This window comes from Ekhidna algicida (genome assembly GCF_051379705.1).
Classification (GTDB): Bacteria; Bacteroidota; Bacteroidia; order Cytophagales; family Cyclobacteriaceae; genus Ekhidna.
Genome location: NZ_CP179868.1, coordinates 502225 through 523086, shown reverse-complemented (window position 1 = coordinate 523086; position 20862 = coordinate 502225). Strand labels below are relative to the sequence as shown.

The window sequence follows — 20862 nt, the reverse complement described above, 5'->3', positions numbered from 1 at the left end:
ATCACAATTACAGGGACCTCCCTCACTTTTACACTTGTAGAAGCACATTGAGATTGTGAAGCTTTCATTAATTTGAGGTCACAACCCAAACATATGCAATACTACGATCCCAAAACTCTGACATTTTTACTTGCCGACGTTCATCATCTGGAAGAGCTACTCAAATCTGATCGCTACGCAGCGTATGATCGTCAGTCGATTGACCTGTTGCTAGATGCAGTAAAAGACTTTAGTGACACCTCGCTCTTTCCTTATATCAAGGAGATGGATGAGAAGCCATCGGTTTTTAAAGATGGAAAAGTGACTGTGCATGAGCAGTTTGGCCCGATCATGAAGAAAGCAGGAGAGATGGGCCTGATCGGGGCATTTATGAATGAAGAAGACAATGGACTGCAATTGCCAATGCTGGTATTCAATGCCCTGTATTTTATCATGGAGGCTGCCAACAATCATGTAACCGGATACCTCGGACTGACAGCCGGGTCTGCGAACCTGATTCTGACATTCGGTTCTGAAGAGCTGAAGAAGAAATACGTACCCAAGATGCTGGAAATGCGCTGGTCAGGTACCATGTGCCTGACAGAGCCGCAGGCAGGGAGTTCACTTTCAGATGTCACCTCGTCTGCTTCACCGAAGGGAGACGGCACCTATTCCATCAAGGGGCAGAAAATATTCATCTCAGCAAGTGATCATCAGTTTTCGGATAACTTCATTCATCTGGTGCTTGCACGGGTAGATGGTGCTCCCGCAGGAACGAAAGGCATCTCGCTATTCGTGGTGCCACAATACTTTGTCAACGATGATGGATCAATCGGAGATTACAATCATGTAGACGTAGTAGGAGAATTTGAAAAGCTTGGTCAACGAGGATATTGCACAAATCATTTGGCCTTTGGCGAAAGCGGAGAGAGTATTGGCTACCTGGTGGGCCAGGAAAACAAAGGCCTTAGCTACATGTTTCAGATGATGAATGAGGCGCGGATCGCAACCGGACGAATGGGAACCGGAATAGCCTCTGCAGCATATTATGCTTCACTTCAGTATGCCAAAGAACGACCGCAAGGACGCAAACTGCAAAGTACCGGCCAGAAAGACCCAAGTCAGGAACAGACATTGATCATCAATCACCCGGACGTAAGGCGGATGCTATTGCATCAGAAAGCCATTGTGGAGGGATGCCTGAGCTTGATCCTGCAATGTTCTTACTATGTAGATAAATCCATGACGACCGAAGGCGATGAAAAGAATAAGTATCATTTACTCTGCGAAATCCTGAATCCAATTGCGAAGACCTATCCTTCAGAAGCTGGAAAAGACGCTGTGGATACCGGATTGCAGGTGCTTGGTGGCTATGGCTATATGATGGACTTCATCCTGCAGCAATACCTTAGAGATATTCGGATTATCTCGATTTACGAAGGCACAACAGGCATACAATCGCTGGATCTTCTGGGACGGAAGGTGACCATGATGGACGGAGCTGCCTTGAAGCTGCTGTCTAAAGAAATTGAAACAACCATAACAGCTGCCCTGGCTCAGGACGACCTCAAGCAACACGCCATGAAACTAGGCGAGGGAGCCAAGATGATCGAAGCATGTCTGGGTCACTTAATGCCGCACGCCATAAAAGGAAACCACGAACGATATCTAGCCGATGCGACGATCTTCATGGATTTGTTCAGCACGGTGGTCATTGGCTGGCAGTGGCTAAAGGTTGGACTCGCTGCTTTAGGGCAGGATGATAGCTTCAAGCAAAGTAAACTATTGACATTGGAGTACTTCTATAAGTATGAGATGTCTCGCTGCAAAGGACTTCAAAAAACCATCTGTGATGATTCTGAGGTTACCGTTAAGGTTGGAGCAGAGATGTTTTAGGTTGGCGGATTGGTGATTAATAGATCAGTGATTAGTAAATAGGCAGGTCTGTTTATGGGGATTGGTGATGTCATGCCGGACTTGATCCGGCATCTTCATTTGTTTAAGCCACAAGTTGTAAACTTGCGGCACCAGTGGGATGGGTATGCAGAATACAAGTAGATGCCCGTGCTAGCTAGTATATCTAATTATGCCGTCATCGCGAGCTTTAGCGAAGCGATCTTAATCATAGCTTCATCTTCTATCTTCATCTTCATTCCTCGGTTCGCAATGACGGTAGAGGATAACAATGGATACAAAAGAGTTACAAACTACGCTTAATGGAGGGGTAAGCCACAAGTTGCAAACTTGCGGCAGCTAGGGGGTGGTGCGACCTAAGCTTAGGTTCAGAATTTTTTAGTCAATTTTCAATTCTTTAATTTCCCAACTCCCTGATTGGTTATCAAGTTCAACATCCACTCTAGCTCCATCCTTGCTTCCATAAACACTAAGTTCAAATTTCATGAAATCTGCACTATTTGAGCTGCTCACAATTATTCCTGTATCCTGAATTATCCCAATTTTATCTTCTAATTCTTTTGACTCCTGTAGTTTGTTAATTGCTATTTGTAATCGACTATTTGTTCTAAATGAACCACCAATAATAACTATCATCATGGCGACTGCCACACAGAATCCCCAAAACTCTAGCAAGTAGTTGTTAAATACATATGCCAAAAGAGCATCACCGCTAGATTTATATTTGTCTACATTTAATGGGTGCAGAATAGGTTTTTTCAGTCTGAGTGGTAACCAGACTATGATCCCAATTCCAAATAATACAATCCCAATAATTAGCAAGTGTCTTAAATACAGGACCGCATTTACTTCACAAATGAATCCAGCAATAAAGGAGATCAATCCAGTCCAAATAAGAAATTTATAAAGAGTTCTTGAGCTCATACTTGAATTGTTTTCAACATCCCAGCTAAGGTGCGTATGTCCTGAACCCAGCTGATGAAAAACTAAGCTAGCAAAGCTGTGACCCACCTACAACAGTATATGTGAAAAACTACGTTGCTAAAGATGACGGTCAGAGCAGAGGAAAGAGCTAAAGTGAATTGAACTTGGCAGAGGCGAAGCTATGCGGTTCGGATAACAGGAGAGTTGCTAGAAGCACTTTGACATATGCACTTTAGCGTGTGTTATGCACTTTTCTGGGTCTATTTCAAAATGTGTTTTTTCGGAACGAGGAGTGTTATCAAAAGAACTGCATCAATTGCAAGTATTCCCTTTATCCAATTTAATGCTTGACACAAATCCGTTCCTGACACTAAAGAGATGCAATCCCCTGGGTTTTCAGTTTCATATCTGATGCTTACCATAGTGTTAAAAATTCCAAAGACCATAATTGGAATAATTAACAAGAATAAGGTCAAAAATGTGTAGAATGCTATTCTTTTCATTGGCTCGCTTCATCTTCGGCTCGAAGGCTATTGTGCATAACAAGGAATAAACAACATTATGTCATTTATATCTCTCGATTTTTTGTTTCAAAGATAAGGTCAATTTGAGATTGACCTGATATAGAAAGACGTAGGTACAACCTACGCCTAGGTTGGGGTTTCGCCGGGTGGCAATAGTTGGATCTTTACATCTTGAGCTAGAAGTGTTAGCGGAAACAGAAGAAGTAATAGAAGATATTTGCTCATGCCAGAATTAAGCCTAACAATGAATAAACAACATTATGTCGTTTATTTCTCTTGTTTTTTCAAAGATACGATCAATTTAAGATTGACCTGATATAGAAAGACGTAGGTACAACCTACGCCTAGGTTGGGTAGAATCACAAGTGGATGCTTGCGCTAGTTTGGGTATTTTAATTTTCTAGTTCAGTTTCTTCAATTGAATTCTGAGTCATAAATGATCTAAATTTTGCGAAGGATACTGATTGGATTTGTGAATCGATCTTTTTCCATTTGATCATGACAATAAAACCGATCACAGTCAATGCAAATGCGATTATACTAATTGGAGTGTCCGTTGGGCTAATCAGAAAATATATTCCATAAATCAAAAGGGTAAAGACAAGTGCTAAGAAGCTACGGTAAGCCCACTTATTTCTAATATATTTAGCAGTGCAGGCATTGTATATTTCCTTACATTCTTCAATCAGTGCTTTTCTTTTGTCTCGCTCTTCTTGCTCGGCTTTTTCATTTAGTTTCTTTTGGAGCTGGTCATATGCATCAGCTTTTTGTTTGAGTAAAGATTGTTCCTCTTTGAAATTTTCAATATCACTTTCATCGTACAAGAATTTGACTCGCTCCTCCACGTTTTCAGGAACAAGTTCTTCAGGTTTAACCACATTGGTTCGTAAGTTTATATAATAGTCTTGAACCGCTTCTAGTGTCCTTTTTCCGGATTCAACATCTTTTTCGAGTTTATTATATCTTTCTCTAACAGATGAATTAAGATGGTTCGATAAAAGTGTTTGCGCCTTTATAACCACGTCAAGTGACGATGGCAATTGGTTGTTGAATCCTAAACCTTTATTTAATCGAAACCATAGACGCTGAGTGACATAGTAAATATGTGTTGCATATGAAAAGTCTCCATCTTCAATTTTAGCATCCAAGTCACTGCTAATTTTTAGTTTGATAGCAGATCCTGTCATTATGATATGACCAATGTTCTCAAACGAATTTCTATTGTTGCCCTTTCTAAGAATATTCACAGCTGTGAATGATTTTAAAATAGATGAAATTACGTCATCATCGCATTCTGATTCGTATTTTTTATAAATCGAAGCGTCTTCAACATTTAAGTGATGATTATCATAAAGTTCAATCGGCTTTTGCTTAGTTATTCCTAATGATTTTAAGTCTCCAAAGAATTCCGTTTCCTTTCTTATTACATCTGAAGAAGTTGAGGAACCTTTCAATATAGTATCCATTGCGACTGAGCTATGTCCTCGGCTGGTTTCGCCAGATATTATCTTTCGTGCTGCGTAAAAGAAATTTTTAACTTCTAATTCAGTCTCTTCTAAATACTTAAATTGAATTGCCTTTTCTCCAGCATTTTTCTGCTGTTGTTGATTAATTGACCGGATTAATTCAACCAAATCCGAGACAAGCTTCTTGTAAATTTCTCCGTTGTAACCGTTAATACTGAATAGGTGTTCAGTATCGAGAAAAATTGTTAACGGTTTGCGCCATGGTTGTATTTCATTAATATCGGGGCTGTACTTAACGCCTTTTAGAATAGTTATTCCTTCACGAATGAGATTAAGTTCCTTAGAAAAATCCTGATTTTGAGATTTGCGGATAATAAATGCACTTACCAAATCGGAATATTCATCCTCAAAGGATTCATCAAATAAGTATTCAGAAAAGCACTGTAAAAGCTCTGACTTCTTATGGTCATCTAATTTTCCACGCTGTAGTTCAACATACTTAATCAATTGATCAGTTATTTCTTTTTGCTCTGATTCTTTTTGCTCAACTCTTCCAAATAAAGATTCCCATTTTTTTCTTTCTTCAGAACCAATTGAATATGAACCATTGACTTGTTCAAGAATGCTATCCTTTTTCAATTTCTTTAAAATTGTCCGCACTACAGCATCTGGAATTTCAAATTCAAAATGGGTTGATAATGCACTAACAACTTCGTTGGATGTCTGCGTAAAAGTTGATTTAAGAGAGTAAGTGGCTAAGACAAATTCTGATAATACCTGTTTCAGGCTCACATTATTATTTGCCATTTCCGCAAATACTGCCGTTGAGGCTAAAAGGTCTTTATTCAAGTGCTCTATTGTCATAGATTAGGTTTAGTTGATCTTTGGCAGTAATTACTCATAACAAGGTATAAACGACATTATGTCGTTTATTTCCCTTACAGAAAGCCATTAACTGAAATAGTCAAGAACCAATGATCGATTGCTGGAAAGCGGTCTTTGGCGGTGAAGCCTTCTAATCAAATATAATAAATACAACTGAACGGTGGAAGTGTCAAGAATGCTCAAGCCGCGAGGCTTTTACTTTTTTCATGTCAAAAAAGTAAACAAAAAGACCTATCAAAACCTGATCCCGGCCTACACGCTATTCCACCTCGAGGTTTTGACTTTTTCGCTGCTGTGCAGCGGTATGTTGGCATTGAAGCCATGAGCGTAGAAAAATGAAGCTTATGGTAAACTCTAACTAGGCTTAGGATATAAAAAGAAAGTCTAAGCGTAGCATGTGCTACGCTTTTTCTATTTTGATTGTTTTCATAACAATACGATCAATTTGAGATTGACCTGATATGGAAAGACGTAGGTGCAACCTACGCCTAGGTTGGGATTGCTTCATCTTCACCTTCGTTCCTCGGTTCGCAATGACGGCAGAAGATAATTACGGATACGTAAGTGTTACAAGCTACACTGAGAGTAGGGTAAGTCGCAAGTTGCAAACTTACGGTAGCCTGGGAGCTGTGATGGCTCCTTATTAGCTTTGGAGGCTCGTTCCAGTTGACTGGCTATCCTTTTTTAGAATCTACCAAACTCAGTTTACTACTGATTTTTTTTATATTATCTAAATTCATTAACCCTTCAAAAATGGATTTGTACTTTTCTATTTCTGTGCTTGATGTGGTGAACGCTGTAGAATTAATTCGCTGTTTTGTATCAATGGTAACTTCCCAGGCCAGGTCATTTTGATCATCGACAACAAAATAGTTTTGAAGCCGCCTGGGAACTTGATCTATAGGAATTGTATAAACTTCAATCTCAAGATCTAACTGGGCATTTAGTACATCTATCACTTCCTGATTTTTCAAATCATTTTCTTCAAGGAAGAAAATTCGAATAAACCTACTTCCATTTATTTTGAAGTTTTTCATAGCCTTCAGAATAGGTGAAATATCTTCGTCATTTACCCAAAAATACCTTTTGTATGGAAGGCTTGTTGCTAGGAACGTGGTGTTATCTTTTTCTTTATACTGCAAAGTTCTGATATAGGAAGTCTTAAATCTTTCCAAATCATAAAATTCAATTCTTTCACTTTGAATGGCGTCCTTGAAAAAACTTGAAAATTCTTTTATAAAATCTCCAAATATTACTTTTAATGTAGGCTGGATATCATCGGTAAGGTGTTGCAACTTTTTTAGATTATCGTCAGAAGTCAATGAGATGATCTTGTCGATTTTATTTTCAAGATTTTTTAAATCATTCTTTCGTTCTAGCGTCGCATTTATAATAAGAAGACCTATTAATCCTAGTATTAAATTTGGCACTTGAGATTCAAATTCTCCTAAGTCTACAATTCCGAAAGAACTTATAATGGAAATAGCTATAGCACCAAAAGAAAGTATGAAAGTGATGATCTCCTTGGTTGATAATTTGTTTTTCTTCATAATTTTCATGAATTAAGCATAGCCCATAAGCTCACTAGCTATGTCCTTCTTAGAATAGCGTTGATGAGGTATATCAAATATAATCTTAAAAGCTGATTGAGGAAGGTGTGATAAAGGAGCAGGAATAGAGCTATAGCTGCCGGTAGAAATGGAAACGAGAAATTGTAAAGGCTCCTATAATCCCTTGATTGCATTCTATTGTTGCTCTACTGAGCTGTTACTATTCCGTCATTTTTGAATAATAGATAATGTGTATATTTATACACAACTGCCAATTAGAAATTTTCAAATAATGGAACTAACACCAAATTTTGAATTCGCTTTCTCACGAACCATGGGAAATGAAGGCGGATTCATCCTTCACAAAAATGAAGGAGACCGAGGGGGATGGACATTTGCCGGAATTGCAGAAAACTTCTGGCCTGATTGGGAAGGATGGGCACTCGTAAAGTCCGGACAAGAAGACGACCCGATCGTCACCAGGCTGGTAAAAGAATTTTATAAGAAGAATTTCTGGGACAAAATGCGACTCGACCAGGTCGAAAATAAAATCGTGTGCTACAACTTGTTCGATTTCGGGATGAATACGGGGCACAAGCGTGCCGTTCGTTACGCGCAGCAGGTACTTGGCCTGATTGCTGATGGTATCATCGGACCGAAGACCATCGGAGCACTCAACAGCCTGGACTCACTGGAAAAGCAGGAGGAATTTGAGCTGAAATATGCAATGGCTAAGATTTATCGGTATACAAGCATCGTAAAGCACAATCGGACGCAGGGCAAATTTCTCTACGGCTGGATAAGAAGAACTCTAAAAGTATTGGAAGAATGATCGGATTTAAAGATATCGTAAAGACAATCGGCGATGTGGCCGACGACTTGATAACTACTAAAGAAGAAAAGCTCAAAGCCGAACTGGAGTTTGAGAAGATTGAGGCCGAACTTGCTAAGGGCCAGATGGAAATCAACAAAATGGAAGCCCAGCATAGAAGCATTTTCGTGGCAGGCTGGCGACCGGCAGTAGGCTGGATTTGTGCGATTGCGGTCGCCTATCAATTCATTGTTCATCAGTTCCTCTTATGGGGGTGGTCTGTTGGCAAAAGCAGTGGTTGGATCGAAGCGGCGACAGATGCTCCTCCGGCAATCGAGGCAGTCATACTTATGCAGCTACTCTTTGGTATGCTTGGTTTGGGCGCTTACCGTACCTATGAAAAGAAACAAGGTGTAGCGTCTAACTCCATAGGGCCTCCTTCTGCAAAGAAAAGGAAAGAAGTATTTGACCCTGAAAAGGGTTAGGATCATCCTAAGTTGAGAAGTGTATAACCAACAGCGCTAACGCTTCACAATCTTCGTGCTATATGTTTGCCCATCGGCAGTTACATTGAGCAAATAGATTCCTGACTTCATGCCAGTTGTATTTATCGTAAATGCTTGTGTGCCCGGTGTTATGGATAGCTCTCGTGAAAGAATTTTTCTTCCGCTCAGGCTGGTCAGTTCGATCAATGCATTCCCTGCAAACGGAGATGCAAGCTGAATTGTCAGATAGTCCGCAACAGGATTGGGATATGAGGATACAGAGACCTTATCCTCAAATTCGAACGATACCTGCTCGATTGCACTTAGTGCCATTGTTCCATCAAAGTCTATTTGTCTCAAGCGATAGTATACAAGTTTGGCATTGAGTGGTTCAGCGTCATTGTAAGAGTAGTCGAGCACCTCATTGCTGTTTCCTGAGGTCGCTTTGGAGCTAACAATACCAATAACCTTCCATTGGTTTTCATCGATACTACGCAGCACTTCAAACCGATCATTGTTGATCTCTGAAGCTGTGGACCACTTGAGTTGTGTCACATTATTCAGATGCTCAGCAGTAAATTCGATCAACTCTACGGGTAGTAGACTCGCAGTACCTAATGTTGTCTGACTAAACGAGGTAATCCCATTGAATACTGCCTGGCCGGTTCCGGCATTAACTGAATTCGCAGCGATAATTGTTCCCCACGAACCACTGGCCTTGCTCGATCGCTTAAATAGATGAACACTTGCCGGGTTAGTTTGTGTAAAAGCACCAGCGCCATATGTGTACGTTAGATTCGCACTTGTAAATGTTCCGGCCCCATATGTTTCAATGATCCAATAGGGGGTATTTATTGTTTCGTCCAGTATGTTTTCATCTTCCGGCAGGGTACCAATTGGTGTATTATTCACTTCAAAAGCCACCACATCAAACGAACCGGAAACACCGGTAAATTCAATGGACAGGCCGCCATTCAAGACGGTCGTTCCATCTCCACTGATGGTTGCAGCATAGCTATTTCCCTTGCCTACAGGAGATGATGAAGTCTCCCAGGATGTGCCGGACAGTGTGCCTTGGTTGCTTGTTATGATGTTTTCTGTGGCAGAACCTGTATTTTCATTAAACTGCCAATAACCTACCAGATCAGTATCGAGACCATCGAGAATGAGGAAGTTGCTTTCCCTGATCTCATTTTCTGTACGCACCACGTTCCAAATTCTCAGTTCATCCACTGTGCCTCCAAAATAATCAGACGGAACTCCTACACCATCCCAGTCTTGTCCGATCACCCAGTCCAATCCATCCGGATCACCCAGTACTTCGTTAATCGTACTTTGAAATTCCTGTACGCCATCCTTATAGACGGTGATTTGAGATGTGGTGCCTGTTAGCTTATCTACGGTCACGGCAAGGTGTTGCAGGCCTGTCTCCTTGGTTCCTCCTGAAGTGGTGGTTCCCCTTAGATCTACTTCGATACCTCCGGCATTGAATCCGATTTTAAAGATGTCGTTTCCACCCGCGTCATGCTTGGCCAGAAAAGCTTGTCCGTCGGTAGTGGCAGTAGGAGAGATCCACATTTCTGCAGTGAAAGATTCATTGACACTAAGATTTGAGAGTGTGGTGTAATCGGTTGAACCATTGAGTGATAAATGTGTGCCCGGATCATTTTCTGTTACGTTCACATTGGCGTCATTAACCGGCCCGGATATTTCGAAATCATCTACCATGAAGCCATCCTCGTCATAGCCAGATGCACTATAACCTGCTGCCACATAGAGTACGAGTCTGAACGCGACGGTGCTATTTCCGGCCAGAAATGAAACATCGTATTCGGTGTTTTCATTGGTATAGTCGTTGCTGAATCCATATCTGTCAAATATGACATCCGTGTTCATACTGAAGGTGGAATTCGGGCCTCTTTCATACCAGTTGATACCTGAGATGTCGTCACCAAGTCGTGTCCAATTGGCACCATTGTCGGTAGAGTATTGTACCTGCACACCCATGGGTGCATTGGCAAATTGCACGGCCATGCTTTTTCTAAAACTGAGTGTATACGTGCCAGACTCGGTAAAATTGAAATTGGGAGTGAAGAGGGCACATGAATAATCTGACTCAATGATATCTGACGACAGATTCGTTTTCCATGCATTGGTTCCTGAATTTACGGTGGTTATATCATTGCCTGGGACGCCTCTTTCCCAGAGGTCAATTCCGCCCGCAAGATCATCTGATCCAAAGTAATCCGTATTTGATTCAAAGTCACCACCGTCTGCAGCAGCAAAAGGCACGGCCACATTTGGAAGCACATGAATAAAACCACTCTTTGTCTGGGCGTCTCCTCCGCCATTGATCGTGAGTGTGACATCATATATACCCGATCTCTTATAGGTATGCGTTGGGTTTTCCTCAGTAGAGATTCCACCATCACCGAATTCCCATTCCCATGAAGTTGCTTTATATGAGGCGTCGGTAAAGTTGATACTTGCTTCCGCGTAAATGGTATTCTTGTCAGCCGTGAAGTCTGAATGTTCACTAGCGAAAATGTCGGAGGTAAATATTCCTCTGCCATGCGTCGCTGCGACTACCAGGTTGTCAGAAGATCGAATTTGAAGCATATCCGTTCGCACATTGGCCAGCCCATTGTTTGAGGCTTCCCATATGGTAGATCCTCCATCCAGGTCATCAGTAGACCATACGCCCAGTTCAGTAGCTATTATTGCCTGATCACTGTTGTTAGGATTGAATAGGGCCCATCGTACAGGCATGTCCGGAAGGTTTCCTTCTACTGCCGTCCAGTTTGTCCCACCGTCCGTGGTTTCCCAAACGCTGGTTACTCCATAGTTAGAAAAGGTGACCAGCAAATGATCGTCATCCCCATCTTCTATCGCGACACACGAGACGGAACCTGATGGAAAACTGCCACTGCTTATATCTGTGCCGGCCGGAGATGAGGTCGCATTGTTTACCACTACAACCTGACCATTATCGAGTCCGAAAAATACGCGCTCGGAGGTGTTTTCTGAAGCTGTGATAGATGTAATGCTTCCGGAATTAAATGCCGCGATATTTCCACTTCCAAACCAGCTCATTGTACCGGCCTCTGTATCCGGACTGTAGAGATACTGCCCTGCACTAAATCCACCATAAAACATATTGTCGGCGTTGCTGATATCTGTCGGGTTGATAAATGCGCCACCTCCGTTTGCCAATACATTATCAAAAGTAAGGCCGCCATCTGTAGACCGATTGATATTTGCATTGGTAAATGCCGTAAACTGGTAGTCAGAGTTATCCTGATCGATGTGAGCAAAGCCGCCATCTCCACCGGTCACTTCTACAATGGAGGCAATACCCAAATTGGTCACCTTGGCCGAACCATTGTCTTGCGTTCCTCCAATGAAGCCCGGATCATAGGCAGTAGGTTCCATTGCGATGGAATAGAACTGAGATGTGTTATATCCAAATTCTTTTCTGTCGAAGGTAGGAGTGGTTGCGCTTCCGTCATTTGTCGAATAAATGCCACCATCATTTCCAAAATATATGACATCTGAACTACCGGGCTGATAAACAATGGTGTGTTGATCCGCATGGACTTCTGGATAGTCATCTGCACCACTCCAATTTGTCATCTGCACCCAGGTGCTGCCTCCATCGGTCGTTCTCAGCAAGTCAACACCTCCTATGTACACCACGTCTTCATCGTTTGGATCAACGGCCAGTGTCAGGTCATACCAAGCTTGACCTCTGGTGAAGTCTGAAGATAGGGCAGCACAATTTTGATCACACCATGAAGGAGTGGTGAGAGTCGACCAGGAGGTACCACCATTCGTAGATCGCATTATTTTTTTGATTGTATTATCATCTTCTTGTACCAGAGCATAGATGTATTCAGAGTTATTGGGTGCTGTTGCAAGTTCAATTCGTTCTTCATCAGCTGCCGAGGTGTAAATTTCACTAGCACCCCAGGTAGCACCATCATCTGTGGATTTCCAGATACTATTGTTTTGGAATATGCCAAAGCTGGCATAGATATCACCATCAGCACCTATTTCAATGTCGGAGGCCCACTGAAACTGACCGCTAAGACCCGTGAGGACGGTTGTCCAGGATGTACCTCCATCCGTCGATCGCATAATACCTCCTCGATTTGTATAATTGCCTCTGGTGGCTGCAAGCACTGTTCCGGAAGCTGTTACCACTATTTTATTGACATAGAGGAAATTACAATCCCCTGTGCCGGCACATGTGGTGAAGTTGCTTGTTATGGTGCTGGCAAGCTGTGTCCAACTATCTCCTCCGTCTGTACTTTTCCAAATGCCATTCCCCTGAACAGCATCTACATTGAAAAACCCTTCACCAGTACCGAAATACATCGTTGTGGTATTGGATGGGTCATAGGCAATGGTCGTGATGGCCATGTTATCAAAGAAGTCGTTGACGGACGACCAATCCGGGCTTGCTTTTGTGATGTCTGTGGTTTTCCATAGACCTCCCGAAATACTTGCAGCCCAGACAGTGCTGTTAGAAACATCATTAGGGTCTATCAGGATTGTGCGGGTACGCCCACCTAGGTTATTTGGACCTCTTTCCTTCCATGATACCCCGGGGATAGCGTCCAGCAAAACATCGCCTGACCGTTGAGATTTCATTCTTTCTTTGATTCGGTACGCTTCATAGAGCCGATTCTTAGGCACTATTCCCAAGTTTGGATCTTTGGTACGCTCGAATTCTTGCCGTGCAGCAAGATCCATTCGTGTACGCTTATCGAGTTCTTTAAATTCGAGATTATTCTTTACAGTGGTATTGATCGATTGGGTCTGATCAATGAGAATAATCAATGCGAAGACTAATAGGATTAATGATATAATCCTCTTTGGTGGTTGAATCATTTCAAAAGCTGGTCATTGGATTCAACCGTTTTGGTGAGTCAAATCCGAATAGTGGTACTTAATTAGGTTCTGTTCAAGTTTAAATATAGACAAATGAAATAGGATATTCTTATGAATATTTTTCATTTTTTGTATTTACTCGATACTTCAATACGGTTTAAGCAATGATACGGTAAGTGCTTATCTTAAATAGTTGCCATTTTACTAGATACAGCACGGCTTATAATGCGTGGACATCTCAAAACTGAACGTTGTACTTCATTTCAAACTGTTCCGGGATATCTTCTTTTTTCTCACCCAGATTTTGCCTAAGATCTATTTCAATACCTCTGGCAATGGTAGAAATAGGCACATCATTGGAAGTACCTTCAAATGGGTTGTCACCCGTCCGCCCGATGCGTTCCATGGTATGGAAAACCCATCCTACTGCAGTATATACAGGGATTGTAAACCAGATGAAAAGCGTACCTATTATTGGATAGGAATCAGCTAGACTAGCTCCGATCTCTATGAATTGCGGCACTAGCGCGACAGGTAAAAACAGCAAGAGTATCCACATAAACCAATGATTCAAAGTAGCAAACTGACGTGGATAAGGAAAGTTTTTGATGCGTTCGCTCTTGCCTTGCAGATCAAAGAGGTCTTTTAATACACCTTCCAGTTCCAGAAAAGAAAACTCCCAGATCAGACCTTCTTCTTTTAGTTTCCTTAAGTGATGTGATTGTTGGTAAAGTAGCGCCGTGTGCTTATTGTCTTTGGTTTGGATATCTTCCATGTCTTCCTTGCTGAGGTATGCCAGAAGGTCTTCTTCGAGCGTGGTGATTCGCTCCGGCGGATGGATGCCCCATTCTTTGTTTGTACGTTGATCGGAAGTGGTTTCCCATTGCTTCTTGGCTCGCATTGCATGTCGTAAAGCTGTCATCCAGGCAATGTGACGATAGGTGAGGGTCTTTATTTCCTTCGCAAGAGCTTCATCCGTTCGCTTTTCTTTTGCATGCTCATTGTTCACCATGTCCTGAACAAACATGCCAAAGGATCTTGAGGTGTTTACAATTCCACCCCAAATCTTGCGAGCTTCCCAAATTCGATCATAAGTGGCATTGTTTTGAAACCCGACAATAAATGCAACAGCTGTACCAATCAGGGCGATTGGAGTCCATGGAATTTTTAGCCAGTTCAGGTCAAGGAAAAAGTAGGCGAGTACCCAGACTGTAATGATGACGAAGATTCTCAACGTATCAAATCGGGTCCATATGGCAAGTTCAGTGGTTTTGTAGGTTCGTCTGGTGTACATGGTTTGTGAGTCTGACACCCTCGTCGGGTATCAGTACAATTGGTTTCAACTTCATACTAAAATAGTGAGGAATGAATAAATGAAGTCTTATGCCTTCTTCACAAACTCAGACTTTAATGACATAGACCCAAACCCATCGATTTTGCAATCTATGTTGTGATCGCCATCAGTCAATCGAATGTTTTTCACTTTAGTGCCTGCTTTCACGGGCTTGGGAGCACCTTTTACAGGCAAGTCTTTAATAACCACAACTGAATCACCATCCTCCAGCACATTGCCATTGGCATCTTTGATCACAGACTCATCTTCAGTCGATTCTTCAGGGTCCCACTCATGGCCACACTCCGGACACATCATCAGACTGTCTGTCGGATAAGCATAAGGAGATTTACAGTTGGGGCATGGAGGTATTTCAGACATGCTCAAAGGTATTTATTTCGTTTATCAAATTGAATTTAACTTATGTGAACACTTTTCTAGCTTTGTGAGTTGAATGAAAGATATGGAAGAGCAACAAAATCCGGACAAAGAGAAAGTCAACTATTTTGACTTCAGTGAAGTATTGACTTATTTCTTCCGAAAGAAAGACCCGAATCGTCCGAAGAGCTTTAACCTTAAAGCGATGCATACAATCAATAAGATATCAATCCTGATGTTTTTAGGCGCAGTGATTGTGATGATTGTGAGAGCCATCAGCAGAGCTTAGTTTTGCTGCATGAAAAAACTGCTCGTACTGTTTGCATTCTGTGGAGCGATCCCATTATTTGCTCAGGATACTGATCCCATCGCCACAGACCGTCCCACTCAATCTGCCGGATCTACAGTCGTTCCGAAAGGCAACGCGCTCATTGAATATGGATTTATCTATGAAAATGCCAGAGACATCACCAATGTGACGTTTGCTAATTTCTTAGCTCGTGTGGGCCTGCTAAACGGTGTTGAAATTCGAATCACTCAAAATATTCAGCAAGTGAAAAATGATCTGACCGACACCAAGGAAGACGGATTGTCCCCGATCACAATAGGAACTAAAATTCACTTGCTCTCAGAGAATGGTGCTGTTCCTCAAGCCAGTATTATTGGTCAGGTGACACTCGCCAATGGAAATGAGGCATTCAGACCCGATGAAGCTATACCCGAGGTGCGACTTAATTTTTCAAACACTCTTTCAGATTTTCTTTCGCTAGGATATAACATAGGTATGGCATTTCCGGAGGAGAGCAATACTGCTTTGTATTCGGTTGTGCTGGGTTATTCTTTCTCTCCGGGCTGGACGGTATTTGCAGAGCCATATGGATTCTTTCAGGACAGCATTTCAGATCACCGATTCAATACAGGATTGATTTATCTGGTTTCAAATAATGTACAATTTGATATCTCAGCAGGAGTAGGATTGTCAGATGTATCACCTGATTCTTTTATCGGATTCGGAGCGGCAATCGGCTTCTAATTTCTTGCCAGGCTCCAGCTAATTCCAAGATATACTTCACGGCCATGGATGGGTGAGTACGCATATGCGGTATCAAAGCTGTCACTAAATCCAATATTGGTATTTGGGTCATTGGTTCCGGTCAGCGGAGACCAGGGCTGCACATAGTCAAAGATGTTCTGCACACCGCCGTAAATGGACCACCCATTAGATAGGTCTTTAGATACTTGCAAGTTGTGAATGGCAAACGCTTCGGATTCAGTAGGTCTTGGAATTAGGAGTGGATCACCATTTTCATCCAGATCAAAAACTAACGGAAGAGCCATAGGTCCTGTGACCCTGGCTGTATATCCGATAGTCATTTTCCATAGTTTTAAATTGTAATTGGCTGTGAGTATTCCAGTCCACTTCGGTGCAAATTCAATGGACCGTGTGTCACCCTGCTCATTTTCAGTCACCTCCTGGATGTTGAAACCAAGATTAAAGGCAAGCGGGAAAGCCAGCTCTTGTTGGAGGTTAAAACCAACGCCTTTACTCACCGCATAGCCATCTGTATTTGCATATCGAATTTGGCCTTCATTCTCATAATCAGGTGTTATCTTATTAGTAAAGTGGGTGTAATACACATCTACATCAAGCATTCCCTGACTTTGACCGATTGTGTAGATATGGTTGAGGTTAAGTGAGAAATTATAAGATTCTTCTGGTTGCAATGCTTCCTCAATGATCACTTCTCTCTGACCTGTTACAAATGCATGATCTTCTGTGAAAAGGTTGACAATCCGAAATCCGGTTCCAAAGTTGGAGCGGAGAGTTGTCCAATCTGATGGTTTGTATTTTAGGTTTAGACGAGGCGCCGGAATGAATCCGTGGTTTTCGTAATGATCCAAGCGCAAACCACCCAATGCTGTGAAGCGTTTTGATACCTCAAATTCATCTTGGACAAAAACGCCTGGCGTGTATTGATTGTCCGGTCTGTTCTCGCCACTGGTTTCAGTAGCCACCGTATTGTCGTCGTAGGATTGATGTCGAGAGGTCAGACCGGTTGTCAACTGATGACGATTGATTTCCTTGTCCCAAATGAAATTAGTGAATACAATGTTTTGCGAAGCTTGATAATAGTCAGCTCCGTAGTAACTGTCCTGTTCATGGGTACTTAGTGAATAGTCCATCCTGATTCTTTCAGCAAAATTGAATGCATAAGTGCCAAAGATTTCAAATCTGTTTGTGTAGATGCTTTCCCCATAAATCTGATCATTGCCTCTAAGGGTACGGTAGTTTCGGTCTTCCAGAAATTCCTCAACGCCGTTTCGCCTGTCCTCATAGTAATACTTACCGGAAATCATAAATTTCTTTCCAGATGGTCTGCTGATGTCCCATTTGGTGAAGAGTGAAATTCGATCCAGATTGATATTATCACCGAATCCATCTCCATTTTGATCATCAAAGTCATTGATGTAGGCGTAGTTCAGCCCGAGGAATCCCGCACTCTTTCCAATCTTTGGAGCCAGCGAAAAGTTGCCAAAAGATTCAAGGTGGGAGGTGCCCATGATATCAGCTGAAAAGACTGGTTGCTGAGAGGGGTCTTTTGTAATGATATTAATGACACCCGCGACGGCCTCAGATCCGTATAGGGTTGAGCTTGGCCCTTTGATTACTTCAAAACGATCGATGATCATGCTTGGAATTCCATTGAGACCATAGACAGAGGCCAGGTTTCCATAAATAGGAGAGCCGTCCATAAGAATGGCTGTATATGGCCCGGGAAGTCCATTGATAGAGATGCTATTGGTAAAGCACACGCCACAGGCTACAACCTCTTGCACACCATTGACCAGCGAAATACCTTCCACTACGCTTGTAGCTGCTGCAGGAATGTAGGTATTCAGGTGCTTGGCCGTAACTACCTCCACCTTAACCGGAGATTGGGAAACGAATGTCGGCTGCATGGTGCCGGTTACGACCACCTCATCCATTGTCAAAGTACTTTCCTCTAGTTCGAGGGTTATGGATTCTCTCAATGGCACCTTGATCTCCCTTTTTATCACCTTAAATCCTACGGATCGGATTTCCAGCACATAATCTCCTACAGGAACGTCGGATATGGTGAATAACCCATTTGCATCAGAAATGCTTCCAAATGAAGTGCCAACTAGCTGTACAGTAGCTCCGGGGAAAGGCTCACTGCCGAAGAATACCGCACCTTTTATCGGCTCCTGAGCATTTAGCTGTAGTGAGGCGAGGAAAAAGATCAATAGACTGGCTCTTAGAAAACCCAACGCTGTTTAGTTTATACGACTATGCAAAACTATTAATTAGTTTAAACAAAACAAAAATTTAGATTAGTCTAAAAATTGTAAATGCTACGTTTTGATTCTAATTTGGAAAAATGAACATCGAAGAATTCAGAGATTACTGTATTGCCAAACCAGGCACAACAGAAGAGACACCTTTCGGACCTGATACTTTGGTTTTCAAGGTGCTGGGAAAAATGTATGCGCTAACAGGAATCGATTCCTTCGAATTTATCAATCTGAAATGCGATCCTGAGTATGCCGTTGAATTGAGAGAAAAGTATGATGGCTCCATTCGTCCAGGCTATCACATGAATAAGCAGCAATGGAACTCTGTATACACCGATGGAGTTGTTGCTGACAATCTGATTAGACAGCTTATAGATGATAGTTATGACCTTATTGTAGCCAAACTCCCTAAAAAGGATCAGGAATTTCTTAAATCACACGAATAATGGCGATTGAAATAGAAAACGAAGAACAAGAATCTAAAGGAGCATATTTCATTAAAAAAGAAGGAGAGAAAGTTGCCGAAATGACCTACTCCATTGCAGGAACAGATCGTATCATCATCGATCATACTGAAGTAGATGACTCCATGCGTGGTACAGGTGTTGGAGAAGAGATGGTTCGAAGAGCCGTTGATGACGCACGGCGAAAAGGAATAAGCATCGTTCCACTTTGTCCCTTTGCTCGTTCCGTCTTCAATAAAAATGAAGAATTACGAGACGTTCTTTAATCGGATGTGTTTGATGTTTATCAACTTCAAAGCTGGCATAGGTCATAATTAAAGCTCTTTATAGTCAATAGGTTTACTAAAGTCCTAAACCTCATTGATTATGAAAACTCCACAAAAAGCAGATACGGAAAGTCTTAATCAGGACGCAATCCAAGAGCTCTCTTTCGCTAATCAACACATTGTTGCGAACAATAAGCAGGTTGAGATTTATCAGGGAATTCTTGATGTGAAGAAAGAACGAAAAGAAGGAGACCTTGCGCTGCGACCATTGTTTCTGAATGTAGGAATGGTTTTGAGTTTGCTATTTGCCATCGTCGCAATCAATTGGAAGTCATACAATGACGGTGATATTGTTGACCTGGGCAAAGTCGAAGCAGACCTCAATGAAATCATTGAAATACCAGCCAGCACACAGGAGCCACCACCACCTCCAAAGCATGAAGTTTTCAAAATAGAGGAGGTGAAAGACACAGAGATCATTGAAGAGATCAAGATCAACCTGGATGTGGAAGTTACTGCAGAAGAAGCGGTTGCAGAAGTCGAAATATCCCTGGGAGAGCAAGAAGAAGAAAAGGTAGATGAGATTTTTGTTATAGTCGAGCAAGAACCATTACCAGTTGGTGGCCTTAAGGCATTCTATGCATATTTGGCTGATGAATTGAACTATCCTCCAAAGGCTTTGAGGTTTGGAGTCTCAGGTCCGGTTTTTGTCCAATTCATCATTGAGAAAGATGGGAAAATCACGGATGCACAAGTAGTGAAAGGCATTGGTATGGGGTGTGATGAAGAAGCTCTTCGAGTAATTCAAGCTGCACCACCATGGGTACCTGGAAAACAGCGAGGAGTCTCAGTCCGTGTAAAAAAAATTATACCTGTTCGATTTGTACTGGCAGACCAATGATTGAAGTGGATTTGAAGACGTTTACAGCCAAAAGCGTTATTTTGCGTAAAATCCCTAATCATGCGTTTTTTGATCCTTTTATGCTTTTTTATTTTCACGGCATGTGCAACCCAAAAAAAAGATTCGATGCCTGAAACTGGTTTTGTACATTTAGCGCTCGGAGATTCATACACCATAGGAGAAGCGGTGAATGTAGACAAAAGATGGCCCGTTCAATTGGCACATCGGTTACGCAAAGACTCCATACAAGTAGATCCTGTTATTGTAGCAACGACCGGTTGGACAACCGATGAGTTGCAATCAGGAATTGTTAAAGCAGACGTTGAAGGCACATATGATTTTGTCTCACTTCTCATAGGAGTAAACAATCAATACCGAGGCTATCCAATTGATCAATATGAACGTGAGTTTAAAAATCTGCTTGATCAGGCGATTCAGTTTGCGGGAGGAAATCCCTACAATGTGATGGTGGTTTCAATTCCTGATTACGGAGTGACACCATTTGCCAAAAAGAAGATGCTCGATGAAGAGAAAATTGCCAGAGAGCTGGACAACTACAATGCGATTGCAGAGAAAATCTCGAAACTTCGGGATGTAATGTTCATCAATATAACACCGGGTTCGCGTCAAGCTAAAAATGACCCATCATTGGTAGCTTCAGATGGTCTGCACCCGTCTGGAAAAATGTACAAAATGTGGGTTGATGAGATGTATGAGCACGTGTTTAACAACCTTTCGTCCAGATAAATCTACTAAAAATTCAATTTCGTCGTT

Annotated in this window: 16 protein-coding genes; 9 read left to right on the top strand and 7 right to left on the bottom strand. The window is 42.0% G+C overall.

The window, feature by feature from the left end; translation table 11 throughout:
* The first annotated feature begins 93 nt into the window (after positions 1-93).
* Positions 94-1875, top strand: coding sequence for an acyl-CoA dehydrogenase (locus ACL8WY_RS02115; RefSeq protein ID WP_436516660.1), 1782 nt, complete (start codon positions 94-96; stop codon positions 1873-1875).
* 396 nt (positions 1876-2271) lie between these two features.
* On the opposite strand, the gene ACL8WY_RS02110 is transcribed toward ACL8WY_RS02115, so the two are convergent.
* The 3 genes from ACL8WY_RS02110 to ACL8WY_RS02100 form a co-directional block, all read right to left on the bottom strand.
* On the bottom strand, positions 2272-2817 hold the full coding sequence (locus ACL8WY_RS02110; protein WP_436516659.1) for a hypothetical protein: 546 nt from the start codon (positions 2815-2817) through the stop codon (positions 2272-2274).
* 916 nt (positions 2818-3733) lie between these two features.
* The gene (locus ACL8WY_RS02105) at positions 3734-5671 is read right to left on the bottom strand and encodes a hypothetical protein (RefSeq protein ID WP_436516657.1); all 1938 of its coding nucleotides are present in this window, start codon (positions 5669-5671) and stop codon (positions 3734-3736) included.
* Between the two features lie 695 nt (positions 5672-6366).
* Positions 6367-7242: a hypothetical protein gene (locus tag ACL8WY_RS02100; protein WP_436516656.1), complete on the bottom strand. Its 876-nt coding sequence runs from the start codon at positions 7240-7242 to the stop codon at positions 6367-6369.
* Positions 7243-7534: 292 nt separating this feature from the next.
* On the opposite strand from ACL8WY_RS02100, the gene ACL8WY_RS02095 reads away from it, so the two are divergent.
* The gene (locus ACL8WY_RS02095; protein WP_436516655.1) at positions 7535-8074 is read left to right on the top strand and encodes a glycoside hydrolase family 108 protein; all 540 of its coding nucleotides are present in this window, start codon (positions 7535-7537) and stop codon (positions 8072-8074) included.
* Positions 8071-8538, top strand: a complete 468-nt coding sequence (locus tag ACL8WY_RS02090) for a 3TM-type holin (protein WP_436516654.1) — start codon at positions 8071-8073, stop codon at positions 8536-8538. The genes ACL8WY_RS02095 and ACL8WY_RS02090 overlap by 4 nt, the downstream gene beginning before the upstream one ends.
* Before the next feature lie 36 nt (positions 8539-8574).
* Here the strand turns inward: ACL8WY_RS02090 and ACL8WY_RS02085 are convergent, their stop codons facing one another.
* From ACL8WY_RS02085 to ACL8WY_RS02075, 3 genes are all read right to left on the bottom strand, one after another.
* Positions 8575-13431, bottom strand: coding sequence for a LamG-like jellyroll fold domain-containing protein (locus tag ACL8WY_RS02085; protein WP_436516652.1), 4857 nt, complete (start codon positions 13429-13431; stop codon positions 8575-8577).
* 238 nt (positions 13432-13669) lie between these two features.
* Positions 13670-14725 (bottom strand): bestrophin family protein, encoded by a 1056-nt coding sequence (locus ACL8WY_RS02080; RefSeq protein ID WP_436516651.1) that lies wholly within the window; start codon positions 14723-14725, stop codon positions 13670-13672.
* An 87-nt stretch (positions 14726-14812) separates the two neighbouring features.
* Positions 14813-15145: a zinc ribbon domain-containing protein YjdM gene (locus tag ACL8WY_RS02075; protein WP_436516650.1), complete on the bottom strand. Its 333-nt coding sequence runs from the start codon at positions 15143-15145 to the stop codon at positions 14813-14815.
* Positions 15146-15227: 82 nt separating this feature from the next.
* Between ACL8WY_RS02075 and ACL8WY_RS02070 the strand changes: the two genes are divergently transcribed.
* Both ACL8WY_RS02070 and ACL8WY_RS02065 read left to right on the top strand, forming a co-directional pair.
* Complete coding sequence (locus ACL8WY_RS02070) at positions 15228-15431, top strand: DUF6728 family protein (protein ID WP_436516649.1); 204 nt, start codon at positions 15228-15230, stop codon at positions 15429-15431.
* Between the two features lie 9 nt (positions 15432-15440).
* Positions 15441-16175, top strand: a complete 735-nt coding sequence (locus ACL8WY_RS02065) for a transporter (protein ID WP_436516647.1) — start codon at positions 15441-15443, stop codon at positions 16173-16175.
* Here ACL8WY_RS02065 and ACL8WY_RS02060 read toward each other — a convergent pair.
* A complete protein-coding gene (locus ACL8WY_RS02060; protein WP_436516646.1) occupies positions 16172-18433 on the bottom strand; it encodes a TonB-dependent receptor in 2262 nt (753 codons plus the stop codon). The two genes, ACL8WY_RS02065 and ACL8WY_RS02060, sit on opposite strands and share 4 nt — an antisense overlap.
* 110 nt (positions 18434-18543) lie before the next feature.
* Between ACL8WY_RS02060 and ACL8WY_RS02055 the strand changes: the two genes are divergently transcribed.
* From ACL8WY_RS02055 to ACL8WY_RS02040, 4 genes are all read left to right on the top strand, one after another.
* On the top strand, positions 18544-18903 hold the full coding sequence (locus tag ACL8WY_RS02055) for an MmcQ/YjbR family DNA-binding protein (RefSeq protein ID WP_436516645.1): 360 nt from the start codon (positions 18544-18546) through the stop codon (positions 18901-18903).
* A complete protein-coding gene (locus ACL8WY_RS02050) occupies positions 18903-19187 on the top strand; it encodes a GNAT family N-acetyltransferase (protein ID WP_436516644.1) in 285 nt (94 codons plus the stop codon). The genes ACL8WY_RS02055 and ACL8WY_RS02050 overlap by 1 nt, the downstream gene beginning before the upstream one ends.
* 100 nt (positions 19188-19287) lie before the next feature.
* Positions 19288-20088 (top strand): energy transducer TonB, encoded by an 801-nt coding sequence (locus ACL8WY_RS02045; RefSeq protein WP_436516642.1) that lies wholly within the window; start codon positions 19288-19290, stop codon positions 20086-20088.
* A gap of 126 nt (positions 20089-20214) precedes the next feature.
* Positions 20215-20835, top strand: coding sequence for an SGNH/GDSL hydrolase family protein (locus ACL8WY_RS02040; RefSeq protein WP_436516641.1), 621 nt, complete (start codon positions 20215-20217; stop codon positions 20833-20835).
* Positions 20836-20862: the final 27 nt, after the last annotated feature.